The organism is Terrabacter sp. 01T434 (genome assembly GCF_056398545.1).
This window is the reverse complement of the sequence record NZ_JBFTPP010000008.1, coordinates 112,971-138,168: the sequence shown is the minus strand read 5'-3', so window position 1 is coordinate 138,168 and position 25,198 is coordinate 112,971. Positions and strand designations below refer to the sequence as shown.

Annotated in this window: 24 protein-coding genes and 2 tRNA genes; 9 read left to right on the top strand and 17 right to left on the bottom strand. The window is 71.2% G+C overall.

Annotation, left to right across the window (positions count from 1 at the left end; translation table 11 throughout):
- Positions 1–29: 29 nt before the first annotated feature.
- Together AC1DIW_RS17105 and dcd are read right to left on the bottom strand one after the other, a co-directional pair.
- A complete protein-coding gene (locus AC1DIW_RS17105; RefSeq protein WP_442279382.1) occupies positions 30–728 on the bottom strand; it encodes a serine aminopeptidase domain-containing protein in 699 nt (232 codons plus the stop codon).
- A gap of 104 nt (positions 729–832) precedes the next feature.
- Positions 833–1,411, bottom strand: coding sequence for a dCTP deaminase (gene dcd / locus AC1DIW_RS17100; RefSeq protein ID WP_442279383.1), 579 nt, complete (start codon positions 1,409–1,411; stop codon positions 833–835).
- 79 nt (positions 1,412–1,490) lie between these two features.
- Between dcd and AC1DIW_RS17095 the strand changes: the two genes are divergently transcribed.
- Positions 1,491–3,026, top strand: a complete 1,536-nt coding sequence (locus AC1DIW_RS17095; protein ID WP_478109673.1) for an AAA family ATPase — start codon at positions 1,491–1,493, stop codon at positions 3,024–3,026.
- Between the two features lie 51 nt (positions 3,027–3,077).
- On the opposite strand, the gene AC1DIW_RS17090 is transcribed toward AC1DIW_RS17095, so the two are convergent.
- On the bottom strand, positions 3,078–3,935 hold the full coding sequence (locus AC1DIW_RS17090; RefSeq protein ID WP_478109671.1) for an SMP-30/gluconolactonase/LRE family protein: 858 nt from the start codon (positions 3,933–3,935) through the stop codon (positions 3,078–3,080).
- Positions 3,935–4,366, bottom strand: a complete 432-nt coding sequence (locus tag AC1DIW_RS17085) for a hypothetical protein (RefSeq protein WP_478109670.1) — start codon at positions 4,364–4,366, stop codon at positions 3,935–3,937. The genes AC1DIW_RS17090 and AC1DIW_RS17085 overlap by 1 nt, the downstream gene beginning before the upstream one ends.
- 106 nt (positions 4,367–4,472) lie before the next feature.
- Here AC1DIW_RS17085 and AC1DIW_RS17080 point away from each other — a divergent pair.
- The 4 genes from AC1DIW_RS17080 (at position 4,473) to AC1DIW_RS17065 (ending at position 7,534) form a co-directional block, all read left to right on the top strand.
- Positions 4,473–4,543: transfer RNA gene (locus AC1DIW_RS17080), tRNA-Gly, on the top strand.
- A gap of 277 nt (positions 4,544–4,820) precedes the next feature.
- A complete protein-coding gene (locus tag AC1DIW_RS17075) occupies positions 4,821–5,318 on the top strand; it encodes an FBP domain-containing protein (protein WP_478109668.1) in 498 nt (165 codons plus the stop codon).
- A gap of 59 nt (positions 5,319–5,377) precedes the next feature.
- A tRNA-Gly gene (locus AC1DIW_RS17070) sits at positions 5,378–5,451 on the top strand.
- Between the two features lie 220 nt (positions 5,452–5,671).
- Entirely contained in the window at positions 5,672–7,534 is a 1,863-nt protein-coding gene (locus tag AC1DIW_RS17065) for an acyl-CoA dehydrogenase (protein WP_478109666.1), read from the top strand.
- Between the two features lie 92 nt (positions 7,535–7,626).
- Here the strand turns inward: AC1DIW_RS17065 and AC1DIW_RS17060 are convergent, their stop codons facing one another.
- The 5 genes from AC1DIW_RS17060 to AC1DIW_RS17040 all read right to left on the bottom strand — a co-directional run bounded on the left by AC1DIW_RS17060 (position 7,627) and on the right by AC1DIW_RS17040 (position 11,546).
- Complete coding sequence (locus tag AC1DIW_RS17060) at positions 7,627–8,727, bottom strand: ABC transporter permease (protein WP_478109665.1); 1,101 nt, start codon at positions 8,725–8,727, stop codon at positions 7,627–7,629.
- A complete protein-coding gene (locus AC1DIW_RS17055) occupies positions 8,720–9,349 on the bottom strand; it encodes an ABC transporter ATP-binding protein (protein WP_442279390.1) in 630 nt (209 codons plus the stop codon). Before AC1DIW_RS17055 ends, AC1DIW_RS17060 begins: the two co-directional genes overlap by 8 nt.
- Complete coding sequence (locus AC1DIW_RS17050) at positions 9,346–10,713, bottom strand: hypothetical protein (protein ID WP_478109662.1); 1,368 nt, start codon at positions 10,711–10,713, stop codon at positions 9,346–9,348. The genes AC1DIW_RS17055 and AC1DIW_RS17050 overlap by 4 nt, the downstream gene beginning before the upstream one ends.
- Positions 10,710–11,183, bottom strand: a complete 474-nt coding sequence (locus AC1DIW_RS17045; RefSeq protein ID WP_442279392.1) for a hypothetical protein — start codon at positions 11,181–11,183, stop codon at positions 10,710–10,712. The genes AC1DIW_RS17050 and AC1DIW_RS17045 overlap by 4 nt, the downstream gene beginning before the upstream one ends.
- A 204-nt stretch (positions 11,184–11,387) precedes the next feature.
- Positions 11,388–11,546, bottom strand: coding sequence for a hypothetical protein (locus tag AC1DIW_RS17040; protein ID WP_478109659.1), 159 nt, complete (start codon positions 11,544–11,546; stop codon positions 11,388–11,390).
- A gap of 216 nt (positions 11,547–11,762) precedes the next feature.
- On the opposite strand from AC1DIW_RS17040, the gene AC1DIW_RS17035 reads away from it, so the two are divergent.
- Positions 11,763–12,746: a helix-turn-helix transcriptional regulator gene (locus AC1DIW_RS17035; protein ID WP_478109658.1), complete on the top strand. Its 984-nt coding sequence runs from the start codon at positions 11,763–11,765 to the stop codon at positions 12,744–12,746.
- Between the two features lie 86 nt (positions 12,747–12,832).
- Here the strand turns inward: AC1DIW_RS17035 and AC1DIW_RS17030 are convergent, their stop codons facing one another.
- The 7 genes from AC1DIW_RS17030 to AC1DIW_RS17000 form a co-directional block, all read right to left on the bottom strand.
- On the bottom strand, positions 12,833–13,837 hold the full coding sequence (locus AC1DIW_RS17030; protein WP_478109656.1) for a GNAT family N-acetyltransferase: 1,005 nt from the start codon (positions 13,835–13,837) through the stop codon (positions 12,833–12,835).
- Between the two features lie 140 nt (positions 13,838–13,977).
- Entirely contained in the window at positions 13,978–15,369 is a 1,392-nt protein-coding gene (locus AC1DIW_RS17025; protein WP_478109654.1) for an acyltransferase family protein, read from the bottom strand.
- 115 nt (positions 15,370–15,484) lie between these two features.
- Positions 15,485–15,778 (bottom strand): DUF6458 family protein, encoded by a 294-nt coding sequence (locus AC1DIW_RS17020; protein WP_442279396.1) that lies wholly within the window; start codon positions 15,776–15,778, stop codon positions 15,485–15,487.
- Positions 15,779–15,883: 105 nt separating this feature from the next.
- Positions 15,884–16,762 (bottom strand): hypothetical protein, encoded by an 879-nt coding sequence (locus AC1DIW_RS17015; protein ID WP_478109653.1) that lies wholly within the window; start codon positions 16,760–16,762, stop codon positions 15,884–15,886.
- 47 nt (positions 16,763–16,809) lie between these two features.
- Positions 16,810–18,690: an NHL domain-containing thioredoxin family protein gene (locus AC1DIW_RS17010; protein ID WP_478109652.1), complete on the bottom strand. Its 1,881-nt coding sequence runs from the start codon at positions 18,688–18,690 to the stop codon at positions 16,810–16,812.
- On the bottom strand, positions 18,687–19,493 hold the full coding sequence (locus AC1DIW_RS17005; protein WP_478109651.1) for a carbon-nitrogen family hydrolase: 807 nt from the start codon (positions 19,491–19,493) through the stop codon (positions 18,687–18,689). Before AC1DIW_RS17005 ends, AC1DIW_RS17010 begins: the two co-directional genes overlap by 4 nt.
- Positions 19,494–19,568: 75 nt before the next feature.
- Positions 19,569–21,650 carry a bifunctional copper resistance protein CopD/cytochrome c oxidase assembly protein gene (locus tag AC1DIW_RS17000; protein ID WP_478109649.1) on the bottom strand — a complete coding sequence of 694 codons (2,082 nt, stop codon included), beginning with the start codon at positions 21,648–21,650 and terminating at the stop codon, positions 19,569–19,571.
- Between the two features lie 26 nt (positions 21,651–21,676).
- Between AC1DIW_RS17000 and AC1DIW_RS16995 the strand changes: the two genes are divergently transcribed.
- Positions 21,677–22,540 (top strand): maleylpyruvate isomerase family mycothiol-dependent enzyme, encoded by an 864-nt coding sequence (locus AC1DIW_RS16995; RefSeq protein ID WP_478109648.1) that lies wholly within the window; start codon positions 21,677–21,679, stop codon positions 22,538–22,540.
- A 186-nt stretch (positions 22,541–22,726) separates the two neighbouring features.
- On the top strand, positions 22,727–23,515 hold the full coding sequence (locus AC1DIW_RS16990) for a sigma-70 family RNA polymerase sigma factor (RefSeq protein ID WP_442279402.1): 789 nt from the start codon (positions 22,727–22,729) through the stop codon (positions 23,513–23,515).
- A 179-nt stretch (positions 23,516–23,694) separates the two neighbouring features.
- Here AC1DIW_RS16990 and AC1DIW_RS16985 read toward each other — a convergent pair whose 3' ends face one another.
- Positions 23,695–24,453 (bottom strand): ANTAR domain-containing protein, encoded by a 759-nt coding sequence (locus tag AC1DIW_RS16985; RefSeq protein ID WP_442279403.1) that lies wholly within the window; start codon positions 24,451–24,453, stop codon positions 23,695–23,697.
- A 232-nt stretch (positions 24,454–24,685) separates the two neighbouring features.
- Here AC1DIW_RS16985 and AC1DIW_RS16980 point away from each other — a divergent pair, with 232 nt between their 5' ends.
- Entirely contained in the window at positions 24,686–25,198 is a 513-nt protein-coding gene (locus tag AC1DIW_RS16980; RefSeq protein ID WP_442279404.1) for a MarR family winged helix-turn-helix transcriptional regulator, read from the top strand.

Here is a 25,198-nt window from a genome sequence, read left to right as displayed (position 1 = left end):
GACCGGGGAGCGTACCCCTCGACACGTCGTCAGATGTCGATGACGACTCCGCCGGAGTGCACGACCCGAGCCACGACCGCGCCGATGGGGCCGGACCGCGGCTCCCCTGTGCCGCCGAGCTCGCTCGCGAAGCTGGCCTGGACGACCTCCGTGACGAGTGCGGTCCAGACGCGGGCCCGCACGAGCATCGCGTGGTCCGCACGGGCGACACGGACGAGCGACGCGTCGAGCCCCTCCGCCTGCATCTGCTCGACCGCGGCGCGCGTCCGCGCGAGGGAGCAGATGACGTCGCGGTCGCCGTGGAGCAGCACGGTGCGCGTGCCGGCCCCGGGGCGCGGGTCGCCGGGCTCGACCCAGGGCGCCAGCCCCACGACGAGCCGCACGTCGGGGTCGTCCCCGACGAACATCGCCACCCGTCCGCCCATCGAGTGACCGACGAGCGCGATGGGAACGCCCGGGTATGCCGCCCGCACCTGTGCGAGCGCCCACCTGGCGTCCTCGACGGGCATCGCGTCGCCGTTCCAGCCGCGGACCCGGAACCGCAGCCGCGCGACGGCGAGCGGGCCCGGCACCTTCTTCAGTGCGCGAGCGAACGGGACGAGCCGCGCGACGTTGTGGGACCACGCACGGTTGAGCTCGTGGCCTTCGACGGCTCCGCCGTGCATGACGAGGGCGACGACGGTGGCATCTGCGGGCTGCGCGTCCCAGATGAGGGACGCGAGCGGCATTCCGGAGTGATCGCCAATGGCGTCCGCCCGCTCGCCCGCAGTGCCGCTCCCCGGCTCCACGGGCGGCGCGTCGCCGGCAGCGCCGGCGGGTGCCTGTGGAGCGCTCACACCGGTGTGCGGTGGAAGTTGGCGAACGACCGGCTCGCCGTCGGGCCGCGCTGACCCTGGTAGTGCGAGCCGTACGCCGCTGAGCCGTAAGGGTTCTCGGCCGGCGAGCTGAGCCGGAAGAAGCAGAGCTGGCCGACCTTCATGCCCGGGTAGAGCATGATCGGGAGGGTCGCGACGTTGGACAGCTCGAGGGTGACGTGGCCGGAGAATCCCGGGTCGACGAAGCCGGCCGTCGCGTGGGTCAGCAGGCCGAGGCGGCCGAGCGAGCTCTTCCCCTCGACCCGCGCAGCGAGGTCGTCGGGGAGCGTCACGGTCTCGAGCGTCGAGCCGAGGACGAACTCCCCCGGGTGCAGGACGAACCCGTCCTCCTCGGACGTGACCTCGACGAGCCGCGTCAGGTCGGGCTGCTCGGCCGCAGGGTCGATGTAGGGGTACTTGTGGTTGTCGAAGAGCCGGAAGAACTTGTCCAGCCGGACGTCGACGCTCGACGGTTGGACCATCTGCGGGTCCCACGGGTCGAGCACGACGCGCTCGGCAGCGATCTCGGCCCGGATGTCCTTGTCGGAGAGCAGCACGGCACGAGGCTATAACGCCCCGCCGAATTCGCCCGGCGACTCCTGCCACTCGGACGTCGCGGCGCCCTATCGTCACGTCATGGACCCCTTGACGCCCGCCACCTCCTCGGACAACAACGGTGCGGGTCGCGGCGACGCGCTGCTCGCCGACTTCCACACCGTCCTGCGGCGGATCCTCGAGGAGCTGCCGGGCGCCGACGGCGGCCGACGGTTGTCCGAGGCCCTGCAGGAGCACCTCGGGGTGGAGCCGCACCTGCTCGCCGTCGTCGGGGCGCCGGTCCCGGCCCATCGGCTCGTCGACGCGGACATCGCCCTGTCCGAGGTCATGGCCGCCGACCCGGACGCCACGGTCATCGGCATCGCCGGGGACGCCCGCCACCACATGTCGCTCGGCGACCTCGTGCAGCGCTTCCACGGGCCCGGGATGGCGGTCGGCCAGGTCGACTACGACCGGATGCCCACCGGGCCCGGCACGGACGACCAGCGGCAGGTCGTGACGTCCGGCATCCGACTCTTCACCTTCGAGGGGCGTCCGGTCGCGGTCCGCCAGCAGGGCATGAACCGGCAGTTCGGCCGGGAGGCCGGCACCATCGAGGTCGTCGCCGAGGACCGCGAGCTCTCGGACGCCCTGATGGCCCGGGTGCAGGCGCTCATGGACGAGCGCAGCGTCATCCGGGGACAGGTGGTCACGTTCGGCTCGGATCCCTACGGCCCCGGCCTCGCCGGCGTGACCTTCATCGAACGCCCCACGGTCGACGCCGCCGCGGTCGTGTTGCCCGACGGCGTGCTCGGCCGGGTGGCGCGTCACGTCATCGGCATGGGCGAGCAGCGCGAGCGCCTCGTCGCCCACGGCCAGCACCTCAAGCGCGGCGTCCTGCTCTACGGTCCTCCCGGCACGGGCAAGACGCACACGGTGCGCCACCTGCTCTCTGCGACGCCGGGCACGACGGCGGTGCTGCTGAGCGGGGGTTCGCTGCGCTTCATCCACGACGCCGCCAAGGTCGCCCGCGCGCACCAGCCGGCCATCGTCGTGCTCGAGGACTGCGACCTCGTGGCCGAGGACCGGTCGTTCGCTCCGATGGGTGCCTCGCCGCTGCTCTTCGAGGTGCTCGACGCCCTCGACGGCCTCGACGCCGACGCAGACGTCGCCTTCATCCTCACGACGAACCGCGTCGAGGACCTCGAGGTCGCGCTGTCGCAGCGTCCGGGCAGGGTCGACCTCGCCGCCGAGATCCCGCTGCCCGACGCCGAGGGGCGCCGCGAGCTGCTCCGCCTCTACGGCGGCCACCTCTTCGGCGCCGAGGCGATCTCGGCCGCCGCCTCACGGGCTGAGGGGACGACCGCGTCGTTCGCCAAGGAGCTCGTGCGGCGCGCGGTCCTGGCCGCGGCGCTCAGCGACGAGCCGCCGTCGGACGAGCACCTCGGCCTCGCGCTCGACGAGTTGCTGTCGGACGCTCAGCGGCTCACCCGGAGCCTGCTGGGCGTGGGCTCGCGAGACGAGGATGCCCTCGACGGCGCCCGACCGGGTATGCCGTCCGGCCGGGTCCCGCGGGCCGCCCGCTCCGTCGCGGTCCTGGGGCCGTCCACCGACGGCGGGATGCCCGAGCCCAGCTGATCGCGGGACCCCGGCACACGGCATCCGCCCTCGGTGGCCGTCGGCCGCTCGTCAGCCTGCGAAGGCGCGCACCGGCCGGCCCTGCACGGCGACGCGGACGCGGAAGAGCGCGCCCGCCTCGGGCTCGGGGTCCTCGAGGTTCTCGCGGGACGTCGTGACGTAGAGGTCACGCAGGTCGTCGCCCCCGAACGTGCAGGCGGTGATGAGGCGCACGGGCAGCGTCACCTCGGCGAGCAGCTCGCCCGACGGGGAGAAGCAGCGCACGCGACCGGCTCCGTTGAGGGCGACCCAGACGTTGCCGGCGCTGTCGACGGTGAGCCCGTCGGGGTGGCCGACGTCGTGGGAGACGAAGGTCCGCCGGTTCACCAGCTCGCCGTCGACGACGTCGAAGACGTCCGTGCGGCCCGTGGGGGTGTCGTCGTAGTAGGCGAGCCGGCCGTCGGGCGAGAGGTCGATGCCGTTGGAGATCGTCACGCCGGGCAGGACGAGCGCGACGCTGCCGGCGGCGTCGACCCGGTAGAGGCGCGCACTGCCGGGCACCCGGTCGTAGCCCATCGTCCCCGCCCACAGGCGGCCCAGGCCGTCGACGCCACCCTCGTTCATCCGCACGGACGGGTCGTCCCACAGGTCGAACCACGGGGTGGGTATGCCGTCCGCCTCGTCGGCGCGCGCCAGCCCGCGCTCGGTCGCGACCACCCACCCGCCGCTGGTGCGCGGCCGCAGGAAGGCGGCGACGTCGCCGACGTGCATCCGGTCGACGGCGCCGTCCTCGCGGAGGGACAGCACGTCGCCGGCGAACATGTCGACCCACCGCAGGCCGCCCCACGTCGCCGACCAGACCGGGCCCTCGCCGTGGTAGCAGAGGGCGTCGGTGACCTGTTCGATCTCACCCTCCACGAAGTCGACCATCAGTCCCACCACACACCGACGTAGTGGTGCCCGTCGGGCACGGTCGGTCCGTCGACGAGCCAGTCCGCCTTTGCGGCCGGGCCGCCGCTCGACTCGGTGTCGGCGTCGATCGTCATGGCGTCGACCTCTTCCGGCTCCAGCGTCGTGATGACGGCCACCCCACTCGCATAGGGCCATTCGTCGTGCGGGAAGTCCTGGAACTCCAGGACGTCGAGCTCGACCCGCACGTCGTGGACCTCCGGGTGCTCGCGCAGCTCGAACAGCACTCGCCGCACCGTCTCGAGCGGCAGGTCCTCGGGTCGGTTCGGCGCGATGGACCACTCACAGTCGTTGCCGTCGAAGAACTGCTCGAGGGTCACGGCGACCTGCGCGCTGGCTCCCCCACGCTCGCGGACGTGCTCGACGAAGGCGGCCTGCTTGGCGAGATCCATGACGGTTTCGGCCCCTGGGGTCGTGGTCTTGGTACTGGCACGGCGTCGGCTACACTGGCGCCGCGTGCCGCTCACGGCCCCTTGCGGGGCACCTTCGGCGGCCCGTGCGAGCGTAGCTCAATGGTAGAGCGCCAGCTTCCCAAGCTGGATACGCGGGTTCGATTCCCGTCGCTCGCTCCGATCCGATTCGACCCGTCACCAACCGCAGGGCGGTCCCGGCCCGATCTGTGGCCCAAAGCCGTTGGCGACATCCCCGCAGATAATGGGTGGACCCCCACGGCGCCCTGACGCATGATGGATGCCGCTCCGTCCGGGAGCGCGTCAGTTGTCGGCGGGGTGGCCCGCGGAGAGGTGGGTGGCCGTCATGGCCTGCTCAGCGGTCACGGTCCCGCGCCACCTCCCCCATCCTGGCTGACCGGGTCATCCGGTCCTGCCCGACTGACAGGTACTGACCGTGAAACCATTGACAGAGAACGAGATTCGCGCCTCCTTCGTCAACGCCTCCCGGCGTGAGGCCAAGCAGGCACCGCTCCCCAGACACCTCGAGACGCTCGGCGACCGCTGGGAGGAGCTCGACCTGCTCGGCTGGGTCGACAGCAGCAACCCCCAGCGGGCGTATGCCGTGGTCCCCGTCGACGACGAACCCGTCGGCTTCCTCCTGCGCACCGCCCAGCGCACGCGCAAGGCCAGCGCCATGTGCGCCTGGTGCGAGGACGCGTTCGCGACCAACGAGGTGTCACTCTTCGTCGCCAGGCGTGCCGGCGCCGCCGGTCGCGACGGCAACAGCCTCGGCACGCTCGTGCACGCCGACTTCAGCTGCTCGGCGCACGTCCGGCGGATGCCGAACGGCATGGAGGGCGGGCTCGACCCGCTGGCGCTCATGGACCGGCGCGTCGCCGAGCTGCGAGCCCGGTCGTCGGCCTTCGCCCGCCGCGTTCGCGACGGATCGTAGGAGCGGCGCGGCGGATTTGGACGACGCACCCTGTCTGTTGCTACGGTGGGCGACGCCTCGCAGGCGTAGTTCAGTAGCAGAACAGCCTTCTTCCAGAAGGAAGACGTACGTGCAATTCGTGCCGCCTGCTCCAGATCAGAAGGGCCCGGTCACCACGACCGGGCCCTTCTGCTGTCCCCGGGGCGGCATGCGGCATACGTCCCCGGGCGGACGGTGTGTCGCAACCGTGACCTTCCACCCTTGCGATCGTTACCCGTGAGTAGCATCATGGAAGTGACCGGCCAGTAACTTGGCGCGTCCGCCCCGACGAAGGCGCGGGCGCACGACGAGCGACAGAACGCGGAGGGTCCCGGATGGGCCACTACAAGAGCAACGTGCGCGACCTCGAGTTCAACCTCTTCGAGGTGTTCAACCGGCAGGACGTCCTCGGGCACGGCATCTACGCCGACGTCGACGTCGACGCCGCGAAGGACATCCTCCGCGAGGTGTCACGGCTCGCCGAGAACGAGCTCGCTGCGAGCCTTCTCGACAGCGACCGCAACCCGCCGGTCTACGACCCGACCAGCCAGACCGTGACGATGCCCGACTCGTTCAAGCGCTCGTTCAAGGCCTACGTCGACGGCGACTGGGGCAACCTCGACGTCCCGGCCGAGCTCGGCGGGATGGTCGTCCCGGCATCGCTGCGCTGGTCCGTCGCCGAGATGGTCTGCGGCGCCAACCCGGCCGTCCACATGTTCACGGCCAGCTACTCCTTCGCCAACCTCCTGTGGCACCTCGGCAACGACGACCAGAAGAAGCTCGCCAAGCACATCGTCGACAAGGCCTGGCACACGACGATGGTGCTGACCGAGCCGGACGCCGGCTCCGACGTCGGCGCCGGCCGCACCAAGGCGGTCCAGCAGCCCGACGGCACGTGGCACATCACCGGCGTCAAGCGCTTCATCACCTCGGCCGAGAGCGACCTGGTCGACAACGTCGTCCACTTCGTCCTCGCGCGCCCCGAGGGCGCCGGTCCGGGCACCAAGGGCCTGTCCCTCTTCATCGTCCCGAAGTTCCACGTCGACCTCGAGACCGGCGAGCTCGGCGAGCGCAACGGCGCCCACGTCACCAACGTCGAGCACAAGATGGGCCTCAAGGTCTCCACGACGTGCGAGGTGACGTTCGGCGAGCACGCACCTGCTGTCGGCACCCTGCTCGGCGACATCCACGACGGCATCGCGCAGATGTTCAAGGTCATCGAGAACGCCCGGATGTTCGTCGGCACCAAGGCGATCGCCACCCTGTCGACCGGCTACCTCAACGCGCTCGAGTACGCCAAGGAGCGCGTCCAGGGCGCCGACCTGACGCAGATGACCGACAAGTCGGCGCCGCGCGTGACCATCACCCACCACCCCGACGTCCGGCGCTCGCTCATGCTCCAGAAGGCGTATGCCGAGGGCCTGCGCGCGCTCGTCCTCTACACCGCGAGCCAGCAGGACGCGGTCAGCCAGGCCCAGTCCGGCAACCCGGCCGCCCCGCTCGAGCAGGGCTCGGCCGCCGAGATCGCCAACCGGATCAGCGACCTCATGCTCCCGCTCGTCAAGGGCCTCGGCTCCGAGCGCGCCTGGGTGCTGCTCGGCACGGAGTCGCTCCAGACCTACGGCGGTTCGGGCTTCCTGCAGGACTACCCGATCGAGCAGTACGTCCGTGACGCGAAGATCGACACGCTCTACGAAGGCACGACCGCCATCCAGGGCCTCGACTTCTTCTTCCGCAAGATCGTGCGGGACAAGGGCCAGGCCCTCCAGCTCGTCGCCGGCCAGATGCAGGAGTTCGCCAAGGACCTCGGCGGCTCGCTCGACAAGGAGCGCGAGCTGCTCGGCAAGGCCCTCGAGGACGTCCAGGGCATCGTCGGCCACATGATCGGCGATCTCGTCAAGAGCGACCCACGGATGGGGGGCGACGCCGCCAACCTCTACAAGGTCGGCCAGAACACGACGCGCCTGCTCCTCTCGGCCGGCGATCTCGTCGTCGGCTGGCTGCTGCTGCGCCAGGCCGAGGTCGCGCAGAAGGCCCTCGACGGCGGCGCCACCGGCAAGGACGCGGACTTCTACCGCGGCAAGGTCGCGGCAGCCTCCTTCTACGCCAAGAACGTCCTGCCGAAGCTCGCCGCCGAGCGCGCCATCGCCGAGGCCACCGACAACGACCTCATGGACGTGCCCGAGTCGGCATTCTGAGGCGTCCACAAGCGCCTGTACACGACGCAGCACAGCAGTGAGTCCCCGCCGGCCTTCGGTGGGGACTCACTGCTGTCGGCCACTGGACCGTGTCACTCTCCCCGGCGCCGCAGCAGTAAGGCGACGTCCGGAGCCAGGGCTCGCACCACGGGGAGGACGGTGAGGCAGACGAGCGCCAGGAGGAATCCGCCGCATGCGACAGCCACCGTCCAGGCGGACGGGGCGGCCACGCCGATGCCTGCCGCCGGGTCGACGAGGCTCGACGGGCCGCCGGAACGCATGAGCAGCCACGCCAGGACCGTGCCGAGCCCGATGCCGATCGGAGCCGAGGCGAGGGCCAGGATCGTCTGCTCGACTCCGACCATGCCAACCACTGCGCGTCGGGACCGGCCCCAGACCCGGAGGGTGACGAACTCCCCCAGCCTGGAGCGGACGCTCCACCGGGTGACCGACGCGAGCACGAAGAACGAGACGACGCCGAGGAGCAACGCGATGAGCCCGATGATGCCGGTGCTCTGTGAGGCGTCCATGGCCCCGGCCGCAGCAGCGGAGAGCGACTGCGCGACATACTTGTTCGCGAGTCGCCCGTCCTGCGTGGTGACGACGAGCTGGCTGGCGGCAGCCTGGTGCGGCAGCTCGCACGTCGTCAGCACTGTCGCGCCGTTGACGAGGGGATAGCTGCGGTCGATGATGCCCACGACGAGCGGCTCGACCGAGTGCCCGGCAGCCTGACCTCCGGCGTCGAGACCGACCGTCATCGGGGCGTCCAGCTGCGCCCCGGCGACGTCACGGCTGACCAGCGCCTCGCAGGCACCGGCCCGCGGCGTGCGTCCCTGCACGACGGGTACGTCGAGCACTGGCACATAGGTGCGCAGCTGCACCACGTCGTCCCCTGACGGTCCCTGAGCCGTCTCGACCGGCGTGACCGAGGTGACGCCCGGCTCGTGCCCGAGTGCGGCGATCTCGGCTGGACCCATCGGCTCGGACGCCCCGGCGATGCCCTCGACCAGGAAGGTCGACCGCCAGCTGGGGTCGTCGTACTGCGCCCGGAGGTTCGCACGGACGTCGTGCAGCGGCACGAGGAGCGCCACGAGCGCCGCCATGAGACTCGAGACGATGACGATCGTCGTCAGGGACGCGACCCGCCGGCCGGTGACGTTCGCCCAGGCGTTGCCGAGGGTCTGCTCACGCATCGGAGCCTCCCAGTCGGACGCGCACGGTGGCCCACTCGGCCCACGCAGGATCGTGGCTCGACACCACGACGGCTGCGCCCGTCTGCGACGCGTCGAGGAATGCCGCCATCACGGAGTCGCGAGCCGTCTCGTCCAGGCTCGAGGTCGGCTCGTCCGCGACGATGACGGCCGCGCCCTTCGCCAGCGCCCCGGCGGTGACGACCCGCTGCCGTTCGCCACCGGACAACGAGCGCGGCTGCCGACCCTCGACCTCCACGCCCCAGCCCGAGAGCCGTGCGACGGCGTCGGGACAACGGTCTTCGCCCGCCATCGTCGCGAGGTTGCGCCGGACCGACCAGTGCTCGACGAGCTGGGCATCCTGCAGGACGAAGCCGACGTGCTGGCGACGGACCAGGTCGGCCTCACGAACGCTGCCCACGACCTGTCCTCCGATCGTGACGGTGCCGCTGACGGCTCGGGTGAGCGCGCCGACGACGTACAGGAGGGACGTCTTGCCCACCCCCGACGGACCGCTGATCCAGACGCGCGAGCCGGGATCCACGTCCAGGTCGATCGGGCGTCGCCGGGTGTCGCCGTGGGCAGCGCTGACACCCCTCAGCGCGACGGCTGGGGCTGTGGTCATCGGGGTCCCTGTCTGGTCGTGAACTCGTGGTAGAGGTCTGCGAGGAGAGACGCGCGGATGTCGCACGTGCCTCGAGTTGATATCAGCCAGGCAGCTCCCCCACAACCGGAGACGAGCTCCGGCGGGTCGGTCTTCTCACCGGCAGCGCTGAGCGCGGTCGCGCTCAGCTGGTCGAGGACCGGAGCGTCCTTGTCGGCCGCGTCCTTCGCGAGCGACACGATCTGCTTCACGTCCGCGCTGGTCAGCGTCACGGGCTTGCCGGTCAGCACGCGCTGCGTGATGGCCCACGAGGCCAACGCCGTGGCGCTGCCGCGGGCCGCCTGCTGCGTGAAGGCCATCGACACCAGCGAGAGGTCACCGGAGTCCCGGGCCGCCATGGCGATGAAGGGGTTGTAGGGCCCGTCAGGATCTGCCATCCGCAGGGGCCCCCCGCGGGCGGGCGAACTCTGACCGTGCAACAACGCCAGCCCGGCGCGAGCGAGCATCACGCGATCCGGCGCACCGCCCGTGTCCTCGCCGCGGACGGCCGTCTCCAGCTTCGCCGTGTCCAGACCTCGTCGATCCGGTCCGGCCAGGTGGAGCAGTGCCCACGTGGTGAGCAGGGTGCCCTGTGCCGGGGTCTCGTCGAAGTAGATGCCCTGCACCTGGCTCTCGTCGAGCGCGGCCTCGACCTTCTCGCGCAGTGCCGCTGCATCGATCCCCGACTCGCGCGCGATGACCGCTGCGGCCCACAGCTCGTCGCTGTCGAGTGTGTTGCCGTCGGGTCCGGACAGGACGGCGTCCAGCTGCTCCCGCGTCACGGCTTTGCCGCAGGTAGCAGCTTGGAACAGCTCTGCGAGCGTCTTGCCCGGTCCGGAGCAGGCGGCGGGCCGGGCTTCGGGGAAGGCGCGGTCCACATCGGCGAGGCGGCTCGACCGGGTGACCTGGAGAAAGGCCCGCACCGACCTGACCGTCGGGGCACAGGTGGCATCGGGCGACGCGGTGCGACAGAGGTCGCGCAGGCCGTCGAGCGTGTGGCGGACCCCCTCGGCGTCCTCTCGGTAAGCCGCCCAGCGCAGCTGCAGACTCACGCGTTCGACGGGGTCGGCGTCGGCCGCCAGGCTCTCGACCATCGCAGCCGCCGGCGCGTGCTTCGCCGGCACCCCGAGCAGGCGGGCTGCCCAGAGGCGGTCGAGCGTCACCTGGAGCGAGGGCCGATGGATCGTGGCGACGGGATCCGCCAGCAGGCCGTTGGCCCCCACGTACTGCGTCAGCGCCGAGGGCTTGCCGCCCCCGCCGACCTGCAGTGTGCAGGCGGCGGTGACGGCAAGCGCCAGGAGAAGCGGCACGACCCGGAAGGCCGTGCGTGAAGGGCGAAGACTCACCAAAGCCCGATCTTGGCGCACTTCGCGCTGACCGAGCCGTAACCGGCGGGCCCGTTGCCGGTGAGGCAGGCCTCGGTCGTGATGCCCACTGCGGTCCACGAGGGCCGAGCCTCGCCGCTCAGCTCGACGAGGTTGGACACGTACTTGGTCCAGCGCACCTGGCCGATGCTCGTCTGGTTGCCCGTGATGGTCGCGCTGGGCTGGTCCTTGGAGATGGTGACCGACGCCGAGATGCCGTTGGCGTAGATCTTCGTGGTGTTGGTGATGCTGTCCATGATCCTGCCGCCGTTGTTGCGCAGCTGGACCTTCGTGTACCAGCTGCACGACGTGAGGTAGGTGTTGCACTCGTACGCCGACACGTACAGCTGGCCGTAGGGCACGTTCCAGTAGTTGTCCGACGATGCCGCCTGGGCCGATCCGCCCGTCCCGACGAGCAGGGCGGCTGTTGCCGCCGCTCCCCCGAGAACCATTCCGAGTCTCTTGACTCCAAACATGTGAAATCCCCTGTCGTCCAAGCCCTTTCGAGGGCTAGAGATGTGTAGACACGTCCCCGGGGTGGCGACGCAAGGCGAACGTATGGGTCTCCGGGAGGCCGCTTCAACGCTCCGGAACGTCCACCTCGGGCCATGTCCGGTTGCTGCCACGGCAGCCTCGAGGCGCGTCCACCTCCGGGCTCAGGACGGCCGGACGGCGAAGGGCCACCACAGGACGAGGTCCGGCCAGGACCAGAGCAGGAGGCTCAGGCGCTTCCGTCCGGTCGCTCTCGAGAGCCGACGTGTCAGCAGCGCGGGAGATCCGGTGGCGACGGATGTGGTGACGGGCGGAACAGGCATGGTCTATCTCCCTGCAGAGGGGCGGGGACGGGCGGCCTGCCCGTCGGGTCGAGCGTGGACGGAACGCAGGGACCTCGCACGGACAAACGCGGGCACAAAACGGACGTGGCCGGTTTCGGCCACGTCCGTGAGCACCTTCCCTCCCAGACCTGTGCGCGGGGGCCGTCGTACGGCTATTCTCGCCCGCGAACAGGATCAGTCAGGGGAAGGATCCGCATGCTCGAGATGTTCGGGGTGCCCGCCACGACGGAGGCCGTGTACCGGGTCATGCTCGACAAGCCGACGGCCGATCTGGACGAGCTGGCTGCTCACGTCGGGCTGTCCGCGGAGGCGGCCCGCGCCGAGCTGACGGTCCTCGCGGAGCTCATGCTGGTCAACGCCGGCCCGGGCGGCGGTCCCTACTTCGCCATTCCGCCCGAGCAGGCCCTCGAGGTGCTGCTCGCCGCGGAGGAGGCGCGGATCTCCGAGTGCCAGCGCAGGGTGGGCCGGGCCAGAGAGGACCTCGGCGAGCTCGTCGAGGCCTTCGTCGCCAGCCGGAGCCTGCGCGACTCGGGCGGGTTCGTCGAGCAGATCGACGACCCTGCGGTCGTCACGTCCCGGCTGTTCCAGCTCGCTCGTTCGGGGACGCGCAAGGTCTCCTTCATGCTTCCCGGAGACGCCGTGCCCCCCGAGGCGATCGGACCCTCCGCCCGGCTCGACAACGAGCTGCTCAGTCGAGGCATCCCGCTACGAGCGATCGTCTCGGACACGTCCCTGGAGTCCCGACACTGGCGCGACCACCTCACCGGCCAGGCCGGGCGCGGGGTGCAGGTCCGTTCCCATCCGGCGCCCCCACAACGACTCGTCATCGTCGACGAGACCGTTGCGATCGTGTCGCGTGCGCAGGCCCCCGGTGCGCTCGTCATGAAGGACCCCGACCTCGTCGCGCCCATCACGGCCTTGTTCGACGCGGTGTGGCACGCCTCCGCCCCGGTCCTGGCCGAACGGAGCCCGGCGGAGGGCGATGAGTTCAGCGATGCGCGAGTGCGACAGGTGGTCGCGCTGCTCGCGCAGGGACAGAAGGACGAAGCCATCGCTCGTCGTCTGCAGATCTCGGTACGCACTGTCCGACGGCTGGTGTCAGCGTCCTTGACCGCACTGCACGCGGAGAGCCGCTTCGAGGCGGGGGTCATCGCGGTACGCCGCGGCTGGGTGTCGTGACGGATCGCGGGCCCGATCACCGGCCGGCGCCTCGCCGGCGCCTCGCCGGCGCCACGGTCGCGTGAGGTGTGCCGGGACTGGATGCCTCAGACGACGCGGTGGTAGGCGGGGCAGAGCTCTACGACGCGGAATCCGAGGTCCTCGTTGATCGAGACCATCCATGAGTTCGTGTCGTCGTTGCCGGTGACCACGCGCCGGCGCTCGGGGTGGTCGGCCTGCAGGCGCCGGAGGTTCTCGACCTTGACCGCCATCCCGAGCCGGTGGCCCCGGTGTTCGCGGTGCACGAGGGTGCCCCACTGCCAAGCCATTCCGGGGGCGCCGGACGGCAGCATGAGGTCGGTGTAGGCGACGACGTCACCCGTCGACCGGTGCACGGCGACGGTGGTCAGGCGCACCCGACCCTGCTGCCGGAAGACCTCTAGGTACTCCTCGTAGCGGGCCGGGGTCAGCGACTCCTCCTCGAACTCGATGTCGCCGGTCGGGGCGTCGACGGCGAGCTGGTTCATGACGGAGCAGAGCGACTGCTGCAGGTGCTCGGGGACTCCCCCGACGTGGGTCTCGAGACGATACGTGTCCTCCCAGAGCGGACGCGCGTGATCCGCGTGGCGATCGAGGAGGTCGTCCGCGACCGGCAGCTCGAGGTGTCGCATGATCTCGGTGTTGCTGAGGTGGAAGCCGTGGCGCTCGGCGAACCGACGGTAGCCGTGGCCGTCGGAGTCGGGCGGGACGAGGAAGTCGACGATGGCCGAGGCGCGGCCCTCGTCACGGGCCCGGCCGAGCACCCGCTCGACAAGAGCCGTGCCGGCGCCACACCGGCGGTGGGGCGGGTCGACCTGGACGTCGAACCACGTCATCGAGGTGTTGTCCTCCATCGGCAGCCACAGCGTCGCGACCCCGACGAGCTCCCCGGCGAGGAAGGCGCCCCACATCTCCATCCGCTCGGCCTGGTCGACGTGACGCCACTCCACGAGCGTCTCGGCCAGCGACGGGGGCTCGTTCCATGGCCGCTCATGTCCCTTGCTGGCACAGATGACCTCGTAGGCGCGGGTGCACTCCGAGTCGTCGTGCACGTCGATGAGCCTCGTCTCCATGCCTCGACGGTAGGGCCCGGCGTCCCCGCCGTGCCATCGGGTTTCCCGCCCCACCCGCAACACACCCGGCAATGGCCAACTCACACGGGTTGCAACCGCCGCCACCTGACGACAGCGGGGTGTGTTGCGGTCGGCGGGGGTCAGACGGCGGCGGGGGCTCGGTGCCGCGAGGGGCGGGTGGTGCGCAGGAGGAGCAGGCCGGCAGCAAGGACGGCGAACCCGACGATCGGGGTGACGTCGCCGACGAGGAAGAAGACGGGCCGGTTGCCGAGCACGTCCACCCCGACGATCGAGATGATGAGGATCCCGAAGAAGAGCACACCCGCCGACACCGCGGCGACCGGGTCGACCCAGCGGCGGCGCTCGTCGGGGCCCGCCTCGGCAGCCCGGGCCCCGCGGTCGAAGCGCACGAAGACGACGACGAGGACACCGGTCACGAGAGCCAGCACCGTGAACAGCAGCGGCCTCGTCAGCCACCACGTCCACGACGCGACCGGCGGCTGGCTGATCCCCGCGCCCCGCGCCGCGAGCACCACCGCCATGAGCGCGGTGAGGTGCCAGAGGAAGGCGGTCATGGCGAAAGGACCGGCCATGACGACCGCCCGCCAGACCCTCGGCCTGCCGAGCACCCGCGCCATGCGGGGACGCAGCACCACGGCGACACCGCAGATGCCGACGCCCTGGGCGAGCAGGGCCGCCGTGGGCGGCGCCATGTTGGAAACGGCCTCGCCGGGCAACCCCACCATCGATGTCGGGTAGGGGCCGAACGTTATGGCCAGGCCCATCGCCCCGAAGCCGACGACGGCCATGACCCATCCGCGCCCAGTCGTGAGAAGGCCGTCGCGCCAAGCGAACCCGAGCTGGTGCAGGGCCAGCCACACGAGTGCGAAGTTGAGGTTGCCGACGAGCTCGGGGCCGCCTCCGAAACGGACGACGTCGACGATGCACGCCAGCGCGACGAGCACCGCCACGACCCGCAGTCCCCAGCGCCGGTGCAGGTCCCGCATCACGGGGGCAAAGGCGCAGGCGCCGAGATAGATCCCGACGAACCACAGCAGCTGGGGCACCATGACGAGCGCGTCGCGCGCGAGCCGCCCCGCGTCACCCGGCCGCGAGGTGAGGCCCGACAGGTCGGCGACGACGCCGAGGAGGACCCAGACGCCGAGGAAGGCGAGGGTGGGGTGCAGGAGGCGCGTGGCGCGCGCCCGGAAGAACGCGGCATACCTGCTCGGACCGGCCGGCCGGCGCCGCTCGAGCGACTCGAGCGTGTGTGCCTGGGCGACCCCACCGACGAGGAAGAAGAGCGGCATGACCTGGAGCAGCCAGGTCAGCGGCTGGAGCGCCGGCACGACGGCGAGCGCGTTGGTGATCTGCCCGGCAGGGGTGATCGCGACCATGAGCCAGTGGCCGAGGATGACCACGAGCAGCGAGCCCACGCGGAGGGTGTCGACCCACCGATCACGGTCGGCAGGGGACGCGGCGTGGATCTCGGACGCCGTGCGGGGCGCCGCGGCGGCGCGCGTCTGGCTCACGTCTCATCGAAGCACGAGCGGCGGCCCGAGCAGGTGAGTTCTCCTGCTCAGACCGCCGTCGAGTCGCTGGGTGGAGGGACCCGGCCTCAGCCGGGACGAGCCCGAGCCTCGCGACTCAGAGGGTCTCTTCGCGACGCTCCACACGCCGCTCGACGACGTCGTCGCCCTCGACGCGACGCTCGACGACATCAGGCGCACCACGGCGCTCGGTGACGACGGTGTGCTGCGTCCGGGCGCGCTGGGCGTTGAGCACGAGCGCGAGGATGATCGCGAGCGCACCGGCGACCATGAGGATGATGCCGATCGTGTTGCCTGTGCCGCTGCCCAGGTTGAGGACGCTGGAGTCGATGTTGGTGAAGTAGAAGATCGCTCCGACGACGAGCAGGAAGATCCCGAGTCCGATACCCATGCGCTCTCCTTGGCTGGGGTACGCCCTGAATGCGCACCTTTGCCACCCCATACCCGCCCATCGCAGAACGCGCACGCCCGACCGGTCGGCGCTGGGCGACCGGGGTCAGTGGGAGCGCCGCCGCCCGACGGCGAGCGTGACCGAAGAGATGAGGAGCATGACGACGCCCACGCCGACCGCGATCGCGATCTCGTAGTAGAGGTTTCGCGCGGCGAGGCCGTAGGCGGCGTCGGCGATGGTGCGCGCCACCTCCGGGTCGACGCGTCCCATCAGCGGCTCCCTCGCCATCATGACGACGAGCGCGAGCGCCAGTGCCGTCACGATCCAGCCGAGAGCCACGAGCGTCGTCGCCGTGCGCCAGCGCCGGGCCAGGGCGATGGACAGCAGTGCCAGTGCCGCGACGACCAGCGGCGCCCACGGCCCCCAGGCGCCGGCGATGCGGTATGCCTGTTGCGCGTTCTGCAGGTCTGCGGCCTTGACGAGGGGGATCGTCACGACCGGCGCGAGCGAGCCGGCATTCGGAACTCCGGCCTGCTCGAGGGTGGAGGTGAGCGCCGGGACGGGGATGGTGACGGCCACCGAGACCCGTCCCTGGTCGTCGAGCCGGGTGTCCGCACGGCCCTGCATGACATTGATGAACTGGGTGTGCACGGCACGGATGCCGTTCGTCCAGGCGTCCGCGACCTGAGGGCTGGCGACGAGAGCAGCGGCCTGGGCGCGGAGAGGCACCTCGAGCGCCTTCTCGATCGCGGGTTGCAGGTCGACGGCGCCGAGCACGCCCTGCACGAGGCCGTCGGTGAGCGCCTCCTGGACCTGCGGCTTGGCGACGACGGGCCGCAGCTCCTCGACGAAGACATCGGTGCGGGTCAGCAGCACGGCGGCCCAGAACCCCACGAGCGACACGGGGAGCAGCACGATGGCCAGCAGCCCGCACACGGCCGAGAGGACGGAGCGGCCGCCACCACCAGATGCCTGTCGTGCCACGTCTGCCGCCTCGTCCGCTCGGTGTCGTCCGCGCCGGGTCGGGCGCGCTAGTCGCCCGCCTGCACCCCGCGGAGGTCGAGAGTCAGTGTGGCACCGGCGGTCGGGTCGAGGGCGACCGGGATCCCCCAGTCCTGCTGGAAGAGATGACAGGCGGCATGCTCGGGCACCTCACCCGTCTCGGGGTCGCCGTCGCACGCAGCGGCCTGGACCGAGATGTGCAACGTGCCCGACCCGATCCCCTCGCGGAGCACGAGCGTTCGGGTCAGTCCCTCGGCCCGGCCAGCGCCCGAGACGAGCAGGGCGTCGGGGGTGGCGGACACGTCGAGCCGGGTCGGATCGCCCCAGCGGAAGTCGAGCTTCTGGCCGGCCGGCGGCACGAACGTGACCTCGAGGGCCACCTCGCCGGCAGGCAGCGCCGTCGGGGGTCGCTGGGTGCGGTGGGCGGGCCCGTCGACGCGCTGGGCGGCCTCGGGCAGGGCCACACGGGTCAGCCGGTGCGCTGCGGACTCGACGACGACCAGCCGCGTCCCTCCCGTCTCCTGGTCACGCTCGACGACGACGTCACTGGGCTCGGCGAGGCCCTGGGCGAGGGTCGTCACCTGATCCGTGGACGGGTCGAAGCGGCGGACGGCCCCGTTGTAGGTGTCGCTGACGGCGACGGAGCCGTCAGGCAGCTCGGTGACGCCGAGCGGGTGCTGGAGCAGCGCGTCCGCCGCGGCGCCGTCGCGGTGGCCGAAGTCGAACAGGCCGGTGCCGACGTGGGTCTCGACGACGAGCGCGCCATCGGGCGACGACGTCACCGAGCGCAGCGCGGAGGTCTCCGAGTCCGCGACCCAGACGCGGTCGCCCGAGGCCGAGGCTGCGAGCCCGGACGGTTGGGCGAACCAGGCCTCGCGGGCCGGGCCGTCGACGAGACCCTCGTTGGACGTGCCACCGACGACCTCGACCCGGCCCTGCTCGAGGGTGTCGCCGGGTGTCCACGCCCACAGCTGGTGGGTGCCGGCCATGGCGATGACGAGCCGGTCAGCGAGCCACGCGAGGTCCCACGGCGTCGACAGCGCCTGTTCGAGGGCAGGCCCCCCGCCCGTGCGCTCGCGCAGCTGTGCACCCGTGCCTGCCACGACGTGGATCGAGCCGTCGGAGAAGCGGATTCCCTTGAGCTGGTGGTTGACCGAGTCCGCGACGAGAAGGTCCACCCCGAGCCTCTCGGCGATCTCGGGCGTCGCGAGGAGCACACCCTGCGGCTCGTTGAACTGGCCCTCGCCGCCCCATCGAGCCCGCTCGGTGAGCAGGTCCTCCTCGAGGTGCACGACCTGGTGGTTGGCCGTGTCGCTGACGACGAACGACCCGTCGGGAAGGGCGACCGCCTTGCCCGGGAAGCGCAGGGCGGTGTCGGGCGCCGGTGGCGGGACGTAGGGGTCGTCACCGGGCTGGAGCGTGCCCTTGGCCCCGTGCTCCTCGATGAGCTCGGCGACGAGGGAGGCCAGACCCGGGCCGTGGCCCTCCCCCGACATCGACGCGACGACGTAGCCCTCGGGGTCGATGACCACGAGCGTCGGCCAGGCGCGGGCGGCATACGCCTTCCACGTCACGAGCTCGGGGTCGTCGAGCACGGGGTGGTGGACGGCATACCGCTCGACGGCGGCCGCGAGCGCGTCGGCGTCGGCCTCGTGCTCGAACTTCGGCGAGTGCACGCCGATGAGGGTCAGCGCGTCGGGGAACTGCGCCTCGACGGGGCGCAGCTCGTCGAGGACGTGGAGGCAGTTGACGCAGCAGAAGGTCCAGAAGTCGAGGACGACGACGCGTCCGCGCAGGTCGGCGAGCGACAGCGACCGGCCACCGGTGTTGAGCCAGCCACGTCCGACGAGCTCGGCCGCGCGGACCTTGACGCGCGAGCGCAGCGAGCCGGTGTCGGTCTCGGCCGTCACGAGAGCCTCCGGTCGGCCAGCACGGGGAAGGTGCGGCGCCACTCGGGCGTCGCCGCCGTGTCGATGTCGATGCTGAGCACCTCCTCGTCAAGGCCCGCAGCGGCCAGAACCTTCCCGGTGGCGTCGACGACCTGGGAGTGACCGCCCATCTCGTGGCGCGCGTGCGTGCCGGCGGTGTTGCACTGGAGCACGACGCACTGGTCCTCGACCGCCCTCGCCTGCCCGAGCAGCGTCCAGTGGGCCACCCGCTTGCGGGGCCACGCAGCCGGGATGACGAAGACCTCGGCGCCCCGGTCGAGCAGGCGACGGTAGAGCTCGGGGAAGCGCAGGTCGTAGCAGGTCGACAGGCCGACGGGGACCGTGCCGCCGGCCGCGACGGGCACGTCGACGACGACGACCTCATTCCCGGCGTCCATGAGGCTGGGCTCACCCTCGCCGAAGCCGAACCGGTGGATCTTGCGGTAGGTCGCGACGAGCTCGCCTTCGGGCGAGAAGACGAGGCTCGTGTTCCAACGGCCTTGGCCGTCGGGCTCGACCGGGGCGGCCCGCTCGACGATCGAGCCGCCGTGCAGGGTGACGCCGGCGTCGCGCGCGGCGAGGGCCAGCGCCTGCGCGACGGGTCCGTCGACGGCCTCCGCGCGCTCGTTCCACGCCGTGTAGTCGAAGCCGCCCGCCGACCACAGCTCCGGCAGGACGACGAGGTCGTGGCCGGCTTGGGCGCGCACGAGGTCGGTGACGCGGGTGGTGCGGTCGGCGACCGACTCGTCGTCGCCGTAGGCCAGCTGGATGAGCGCAACCTTCATGGCCCAACTCTCACATGTGCGGCGCCGACTGGTCAGGCCGCGTCCGGGTCAGCGGACCCCACAGGTCGAGTCGGGTCAGCGGGAGGGGTTGGCGTCGCGCTTCGCGAGAGCGGCGAGACGCTCGTTGTATGCCGTGAGCTCGGCATCGCCGTCCCGGTCGGCACGCCGGTCCTGCCGCACCGACTCCGCGCTGTCGGTGCGGAACCACTGCAGGGCGACCGTCAGGGCGAGCACGAGGCTCGGCAGCTCCCCGATGGCCCAGGCGACACCGCCGCCGTAGCGCTGGTCGGCCAGTGGCCCGCCGACCCACGGGATGGCGATGGTCGGGAAGAAGTCGCCCCCCAGCAGCATCGTGCCGCTGATCATCGCGACCCCGAAGAACGCGTGGAAGGCGATCGTGGCGAAGAGCACGACGAGGCGCAGCGCCGGGCTCCACCGCTTCGGACCGGGGTCGACCCCGACGAGCACCCAGGCGAAGAGGTAGCCGGCCACCACGAAGTGCGCGGTCATGAGCATGTGGCCCGTGTGCGTCTCCAGTGCCAGCTGGAACAGGCGTGTCCAGTAGAAGACCACGAGGCTCATGAAGAAGAAGGCGGCCGCGAAGATCGGGTTGCCGACGACGGCCAGGAGCCGGGAGTGGATCATCGCGAGGAGCATCTCGCGGGGGCCGAGAGTGCCGTCCCGGCGGGGCTTGATCGTGCGCAGCGCCAGCGTCACGGGCGCGCCGAGCACGAGGAAGATCGGCAGGACCATCGCCTCGAGCATGTGCAACGTCATGTGCCACGAGAAGGCGACGCGACCGTAGATGCCGAGGATGCCGTTGGTCGCATAGAGGAAGAGCAACCAGCCGACGACCCAGCTCAACGTGCGCAGCACGGGCCACGCGTCGCCACGCCGCCGCATCCGGACCACCCCGGCGACGTAGAGGCCGATGGCGAGCAGCCCCGTGGCGAGGAACAGCCACTCGACCCGCCACGCCGTGACCCAGTCCAGCGCGGTCGGTGCGGGCGGCGCAGGGTAGCCGGTCAGCGACAGGGCATTGCTCGGGTTGGCCACCGTCTCGGGCACGGGCGGCGCGCTGCGGGCCAGCGCCGTCGCGACACCGAAGGCGAGCCCCATCACGAGCGTCTCGACCACGGCGAGACGCACGAAGAGTCGGGTTCGCGCGCCGCGAGCGTCAGCGACACCGCCGGCGTCGGTGCTGTCCATGCGGTCGAGGGTCACCCGGCGGTGCACGACACCGGCGACACCGAGGGCCGAGAAGGCGACCACCTTGATGAGGATGAGGACGCCGTACGGCGTGGCGAGGTCGGACCACGACCCGAGTCGCGTCGTCGCCGACATGACGCCGGAGACGCCGAGGGTGACGAAGCACCAGAGGGCGACGGTCGAGTAGCGCCGGACCACGACGGGGAGGGACTCCCCGAGCGCGCCCCGCAGGACGATGAGGGCCAGCAGGCCGCCGACCCAGACGGCGGCGCTCAGCAGGTGCGCGGCCAAGGCGTTGACCGCGGTCTCGTGGTCGGCCGAGCCGCCGGCATGACCGGCGAGTCCGAGGACGAGCAGGCCGAGCGTCGAGAGGGCCGTCAGGGCAACGGCCACGGAGCGTGCCCGCGACACCGCGGCGACAGACGCCACGACGAACGCCGCGATGGTGCTGAGCAGGGCGACGCGCAGCGTCTCGATGGGCCACACCGACCCGGCGAGGTTGCTGGCGAACGACGGGTCACTGAGCGGCATACCAGCAGCGTCGGCGAACGTGAACACGACGCCGACCGCTCCCGCGACCGCCCAGACGAAGGCTGCCGCGGTCGCGACGCGGAACGCCGCCGCGCGGCGCGGCTCGTCGGGGGCGGCGCTCTCCGCACGGGTGCGGCCCGGGATCATCGTCGCGGCGAGCAGCAGGGAGCCGATCGTCAGCGAGGCCGCGACATCGTGGACGACGCGCACGAGCGGGAGCGCCCAGCGCACGACCGGGCCCGCGTCGGTGAGGCCACCGGCCATGGCGTCGGCCGCTCCGGTGTAGCGGGCGGCAATCACACTCGCAACGAGGCCGACGGTGACCACACCGGCCACCACCAGCGCCGCACCCGGTATGCCCGACGAAGTCGATCCGGTGCGTGGACCGGTTCGGCCTTCTCGCGACAGGGTTGGCATGCCTCAAGGGTAAGTACTCTGAGCACATGCCCATGCACCCGGCCGCCCCCGACGACCGCACCGGACTGATCGACGCGTTCGACCACTCCGTGAAGTCGATCATCGACCTCGGGTACTCCTGCCGCGACGAGGACTTCGAGATCCAGACCGAGTGCCCCGGTTGGACCGTCAAGGACCAGATCGCGCACGTCGTCGGCGCCGAGAAGTCCTTCGCCGGTCTGCCGCGACCGCGGGTCACGGTGCCCGACTACGCCCACGTCCGCAGCGACTTCGCGCGGTTCGTCGAGGTCGACGTGGAGGCCCGGCGGGGCATCACCGGACGTGACATCGTGGCCGAGCTGGCGGAGTTCCACCCCCGTCGGGTGGCCGAGCTGCGTGCTTCCGACGCCGATGTCGACACCGTCATCGGCGGGTTCTTCGGGCCCGACACGACCTTCGGCCAGCACCTGCATCGCCGGATCGTCGACGCGTGGGTGCACGAGCAGGACATCCGCGCAGCCCTCGACCGGCCTGGGAACCTCGACTCCGCGAGCGCCGCGATCTTCACCGCCGACATCCTGGAGGCCCTCCCGCGCATCGCGTCCCGCGTCGCCGACATCGGCGCCGGACATGCCGTCGTGCTCGACGTGAGCGGTCCCGTCGTGGCCCGCGGCGGTGCGCGCATCGTCACCGGTGAGGACGGGCGCCCTTACGGCGAAGCACTTTTCAGCGGCAACGACCGCCCCCAGGGTGAGGAACAGCTCGACGTCACGTCCATCCACCTGACGACGGACGCGCTGACGCGGCGGGCGGCCGGGCGTCGCTCGGTGGAGCAGATCCACTACACCGTGACGGGTGACGCGGAGATCGCCCGGAAGGTCCTCGAGTCTCTCGTCGTCGTCACGCACTGAGCTCTGCCAGCTGCCGCCGCCCGTCCCGTCGGGGCGGATCACGGGAGCGGGATCGGACGGCTTATACACCTCAAAGACGTCACACGGGAGCTAAGTCCACCTTGTGTAAAGGGGACGGACGGCCTAGCGTCGTGAGTAGACGGTCAAGCCAGCGCCGCATCGGGGATCCGATCCATCGGAGTTGAAATGACCGACCCGTCCATGGGTCCGCGCAAGGATGCGCGGACCAGAGAGCTCATCCACACCCTTCGCAGCTCGGACTCGGAGTCCGAGCGCAGCGACGCTCTAGAGGCCGTGGCGAAGCTGCACATGCCGCTCGCACGCTCCCTCGCCCATCGCTACTCCGGCAAGGGGCTCGACCGCGAGGACCTCGAGCAGGTGGCCTTCTTGGCCCTGCTCAAGGCCATCCAGCGGTTCGATATGACCAAGCCCACCGAGTTCGGCGCCTACGCCACACCGACCATCACCGGCGAGCTGCGTCGCCACTTCCGTGACCACGGATGGCTCGTCCGGCCCCCGCGGGAGCTGCAGGAGCGTCGACAGCTCGTCACCGACACCCGGTCGCGGCTCGAGCAGCGACTCGGCCACGACCCGGACGTCGGCGAGCTCGCCCGCGAGCTCGACATCCCGCTCGAGTCCGTCCGAGAGGCCCAGGTCGCGGCGACCAACCTGCGACCGGCCTCCCTCGACGCGACGACCGCCGACGGCGGCCGTCCCGTGCTCGACCTGCTCGACGCCCGCGGCGACTCCGGGTCCGACCCGGCGCTGGACGAGGGCATCGTCGTGCGCACCGCCCTGGAGCGGCTGTCCGCCCGTGATCAGCGGCTCGTGCAGCTGAGGTTCGCGGGTGACATGACCCAGGCGGAGATCGCCGAGTCCATGGGTCTGAGCGCGATGCAGGTCAGCCGCCTGCTCCGTCGCACCCTCGACGAGCTGCGCCGCCAGCTGTCATCCGAGGGCATGGCCTCCGCCTGACCCTCCCACCGTCGAGAGGCCACGTGTGGCCGCTGGACGAGAGTCGAAAGGCCACCTCTGGGGACCAGAAGTGGCCTTTCGACATGTCGGGGGCGGCCACACGTGGCCTCTCGACGGTGTGGCGTTGGGCGGGGCCTGTCGGGGCGGGTAGGGGCGGGGCGGGTCGGGGCTGGTCTCGGTCAGACCGGTGAGCTCGCCGCGCCTCTGGCGGCCCCGGCATCCGACGGCCCGAACTGGGACTCCTGACCGTCGATGATCTGCGAGGCGACCCGGGTGAGCTTCATGTTGAGCTCCTGCGACGTGCTGCGCAGCAGCTCGAACGCCTCCTGACCGCTGATGTGGTGCGCGGCCATGAGCAGTCCGACGGCCTTGCCGATCTCGCGGTTGCTCTGCAGGCCCTGGCGCAGGGTTGCCGCCTCCTCCCGCGCCCGGATCGCCATCAGGGCGACGGAGGCGAACGAGGCGATGACGGCCCCGACGTCAGCCGACCGGGACGTCAGGGCCCCAGGGGTGTCGGAGAAGACGTTGAGGGCACCGACCTTGTCTCCGTCGAGGAGCAGCCGGTAGCCGATGGCCGAGCGCACCGGCGTCTCCGCGACGATGCGCTCGGTGAAGCGCGGCCACGGGGTCGTGGCATCGGTGAGATCCGCGTCGTGCTGGTACGCCTCCGAGACGATGGCGTCGACGCAGGGGCCCTCGCCGACCTCGAGCTCGATCTGGTCGATCCGGCGGGCGATGTCGTCGGTGCTCGCGGCAGTGACGTAGCGGTCGCGGGTGCGCACGAGCAGCGACGCCCGGTCGCAGCCCGCGATGAGCTGGCGGGCGGACTCGACGAGTGACTGGTGGATCGACCCTGAGTCGGCGCCGGCGTAGATCAACGCCGACATCTGTCGGAACGTGTCGTTGACCGTCGGGTCGATCGGAACGTCGCTCGTCATGGCACTCCCTGCAGTCCGGCCCCTTCGCCCAGCACACTGCTGGACGGCCTGGGCGCGTCCGTCATCCTCGCACCTCCCCGCCGGCGTGAGTCCACAGACAACCACACCAGCCTCTCACGTGGCGACCCCTGCTCATCATTCTACAAAGGTTGTACACGCAAGTTGACGTCCACACGTTCCGGACAGATACTTGCATGCCGCAAGCAAGTAGTCGACACCCAGGAGCATCCCAATGGCCGTCACCGAGGACCAGGCGAACTCCGTCTTCCTCGGGCTCCTGCGCGTGCAGAAGCTCCTCGTCGCGGCCAAGCACAGCGCGCCCCGCCTCGAGGACGGCGTCGACGTCACGGCATACCCCGTGCTCTTCGTCGTCGCGGGCGCTGGCACCGTCCGCATCTCCGAGCTCGCCACGACCCTGCACAACGACGCCTCGACCGTCAGCCGGCAGGTCAGCTCGCTCGTCAGCACCGGGCATCTCGAGAAGAGCGCCGACCCGAGCGACGGACGCGCCTGGGTCGTCTCCCTGACCGAGCACGGCAGCAACGCCGTCGCCCGCATCCAGGCGAGCCGAGCGGCGTGGTTCCAGGGGCTGCTCGCCGACTGGGACGGACCGGTGACCACGGAGTTCGTCACGCGGTTGGGCGAGCTCGGTGATGCGCTCGACGCCAACCTCCGGGCCCGGGGTGCACCGACGCCCCCCATGCCCTTCGACACCACCAGAGACCAGAAGCAGAAAGAGGACTGA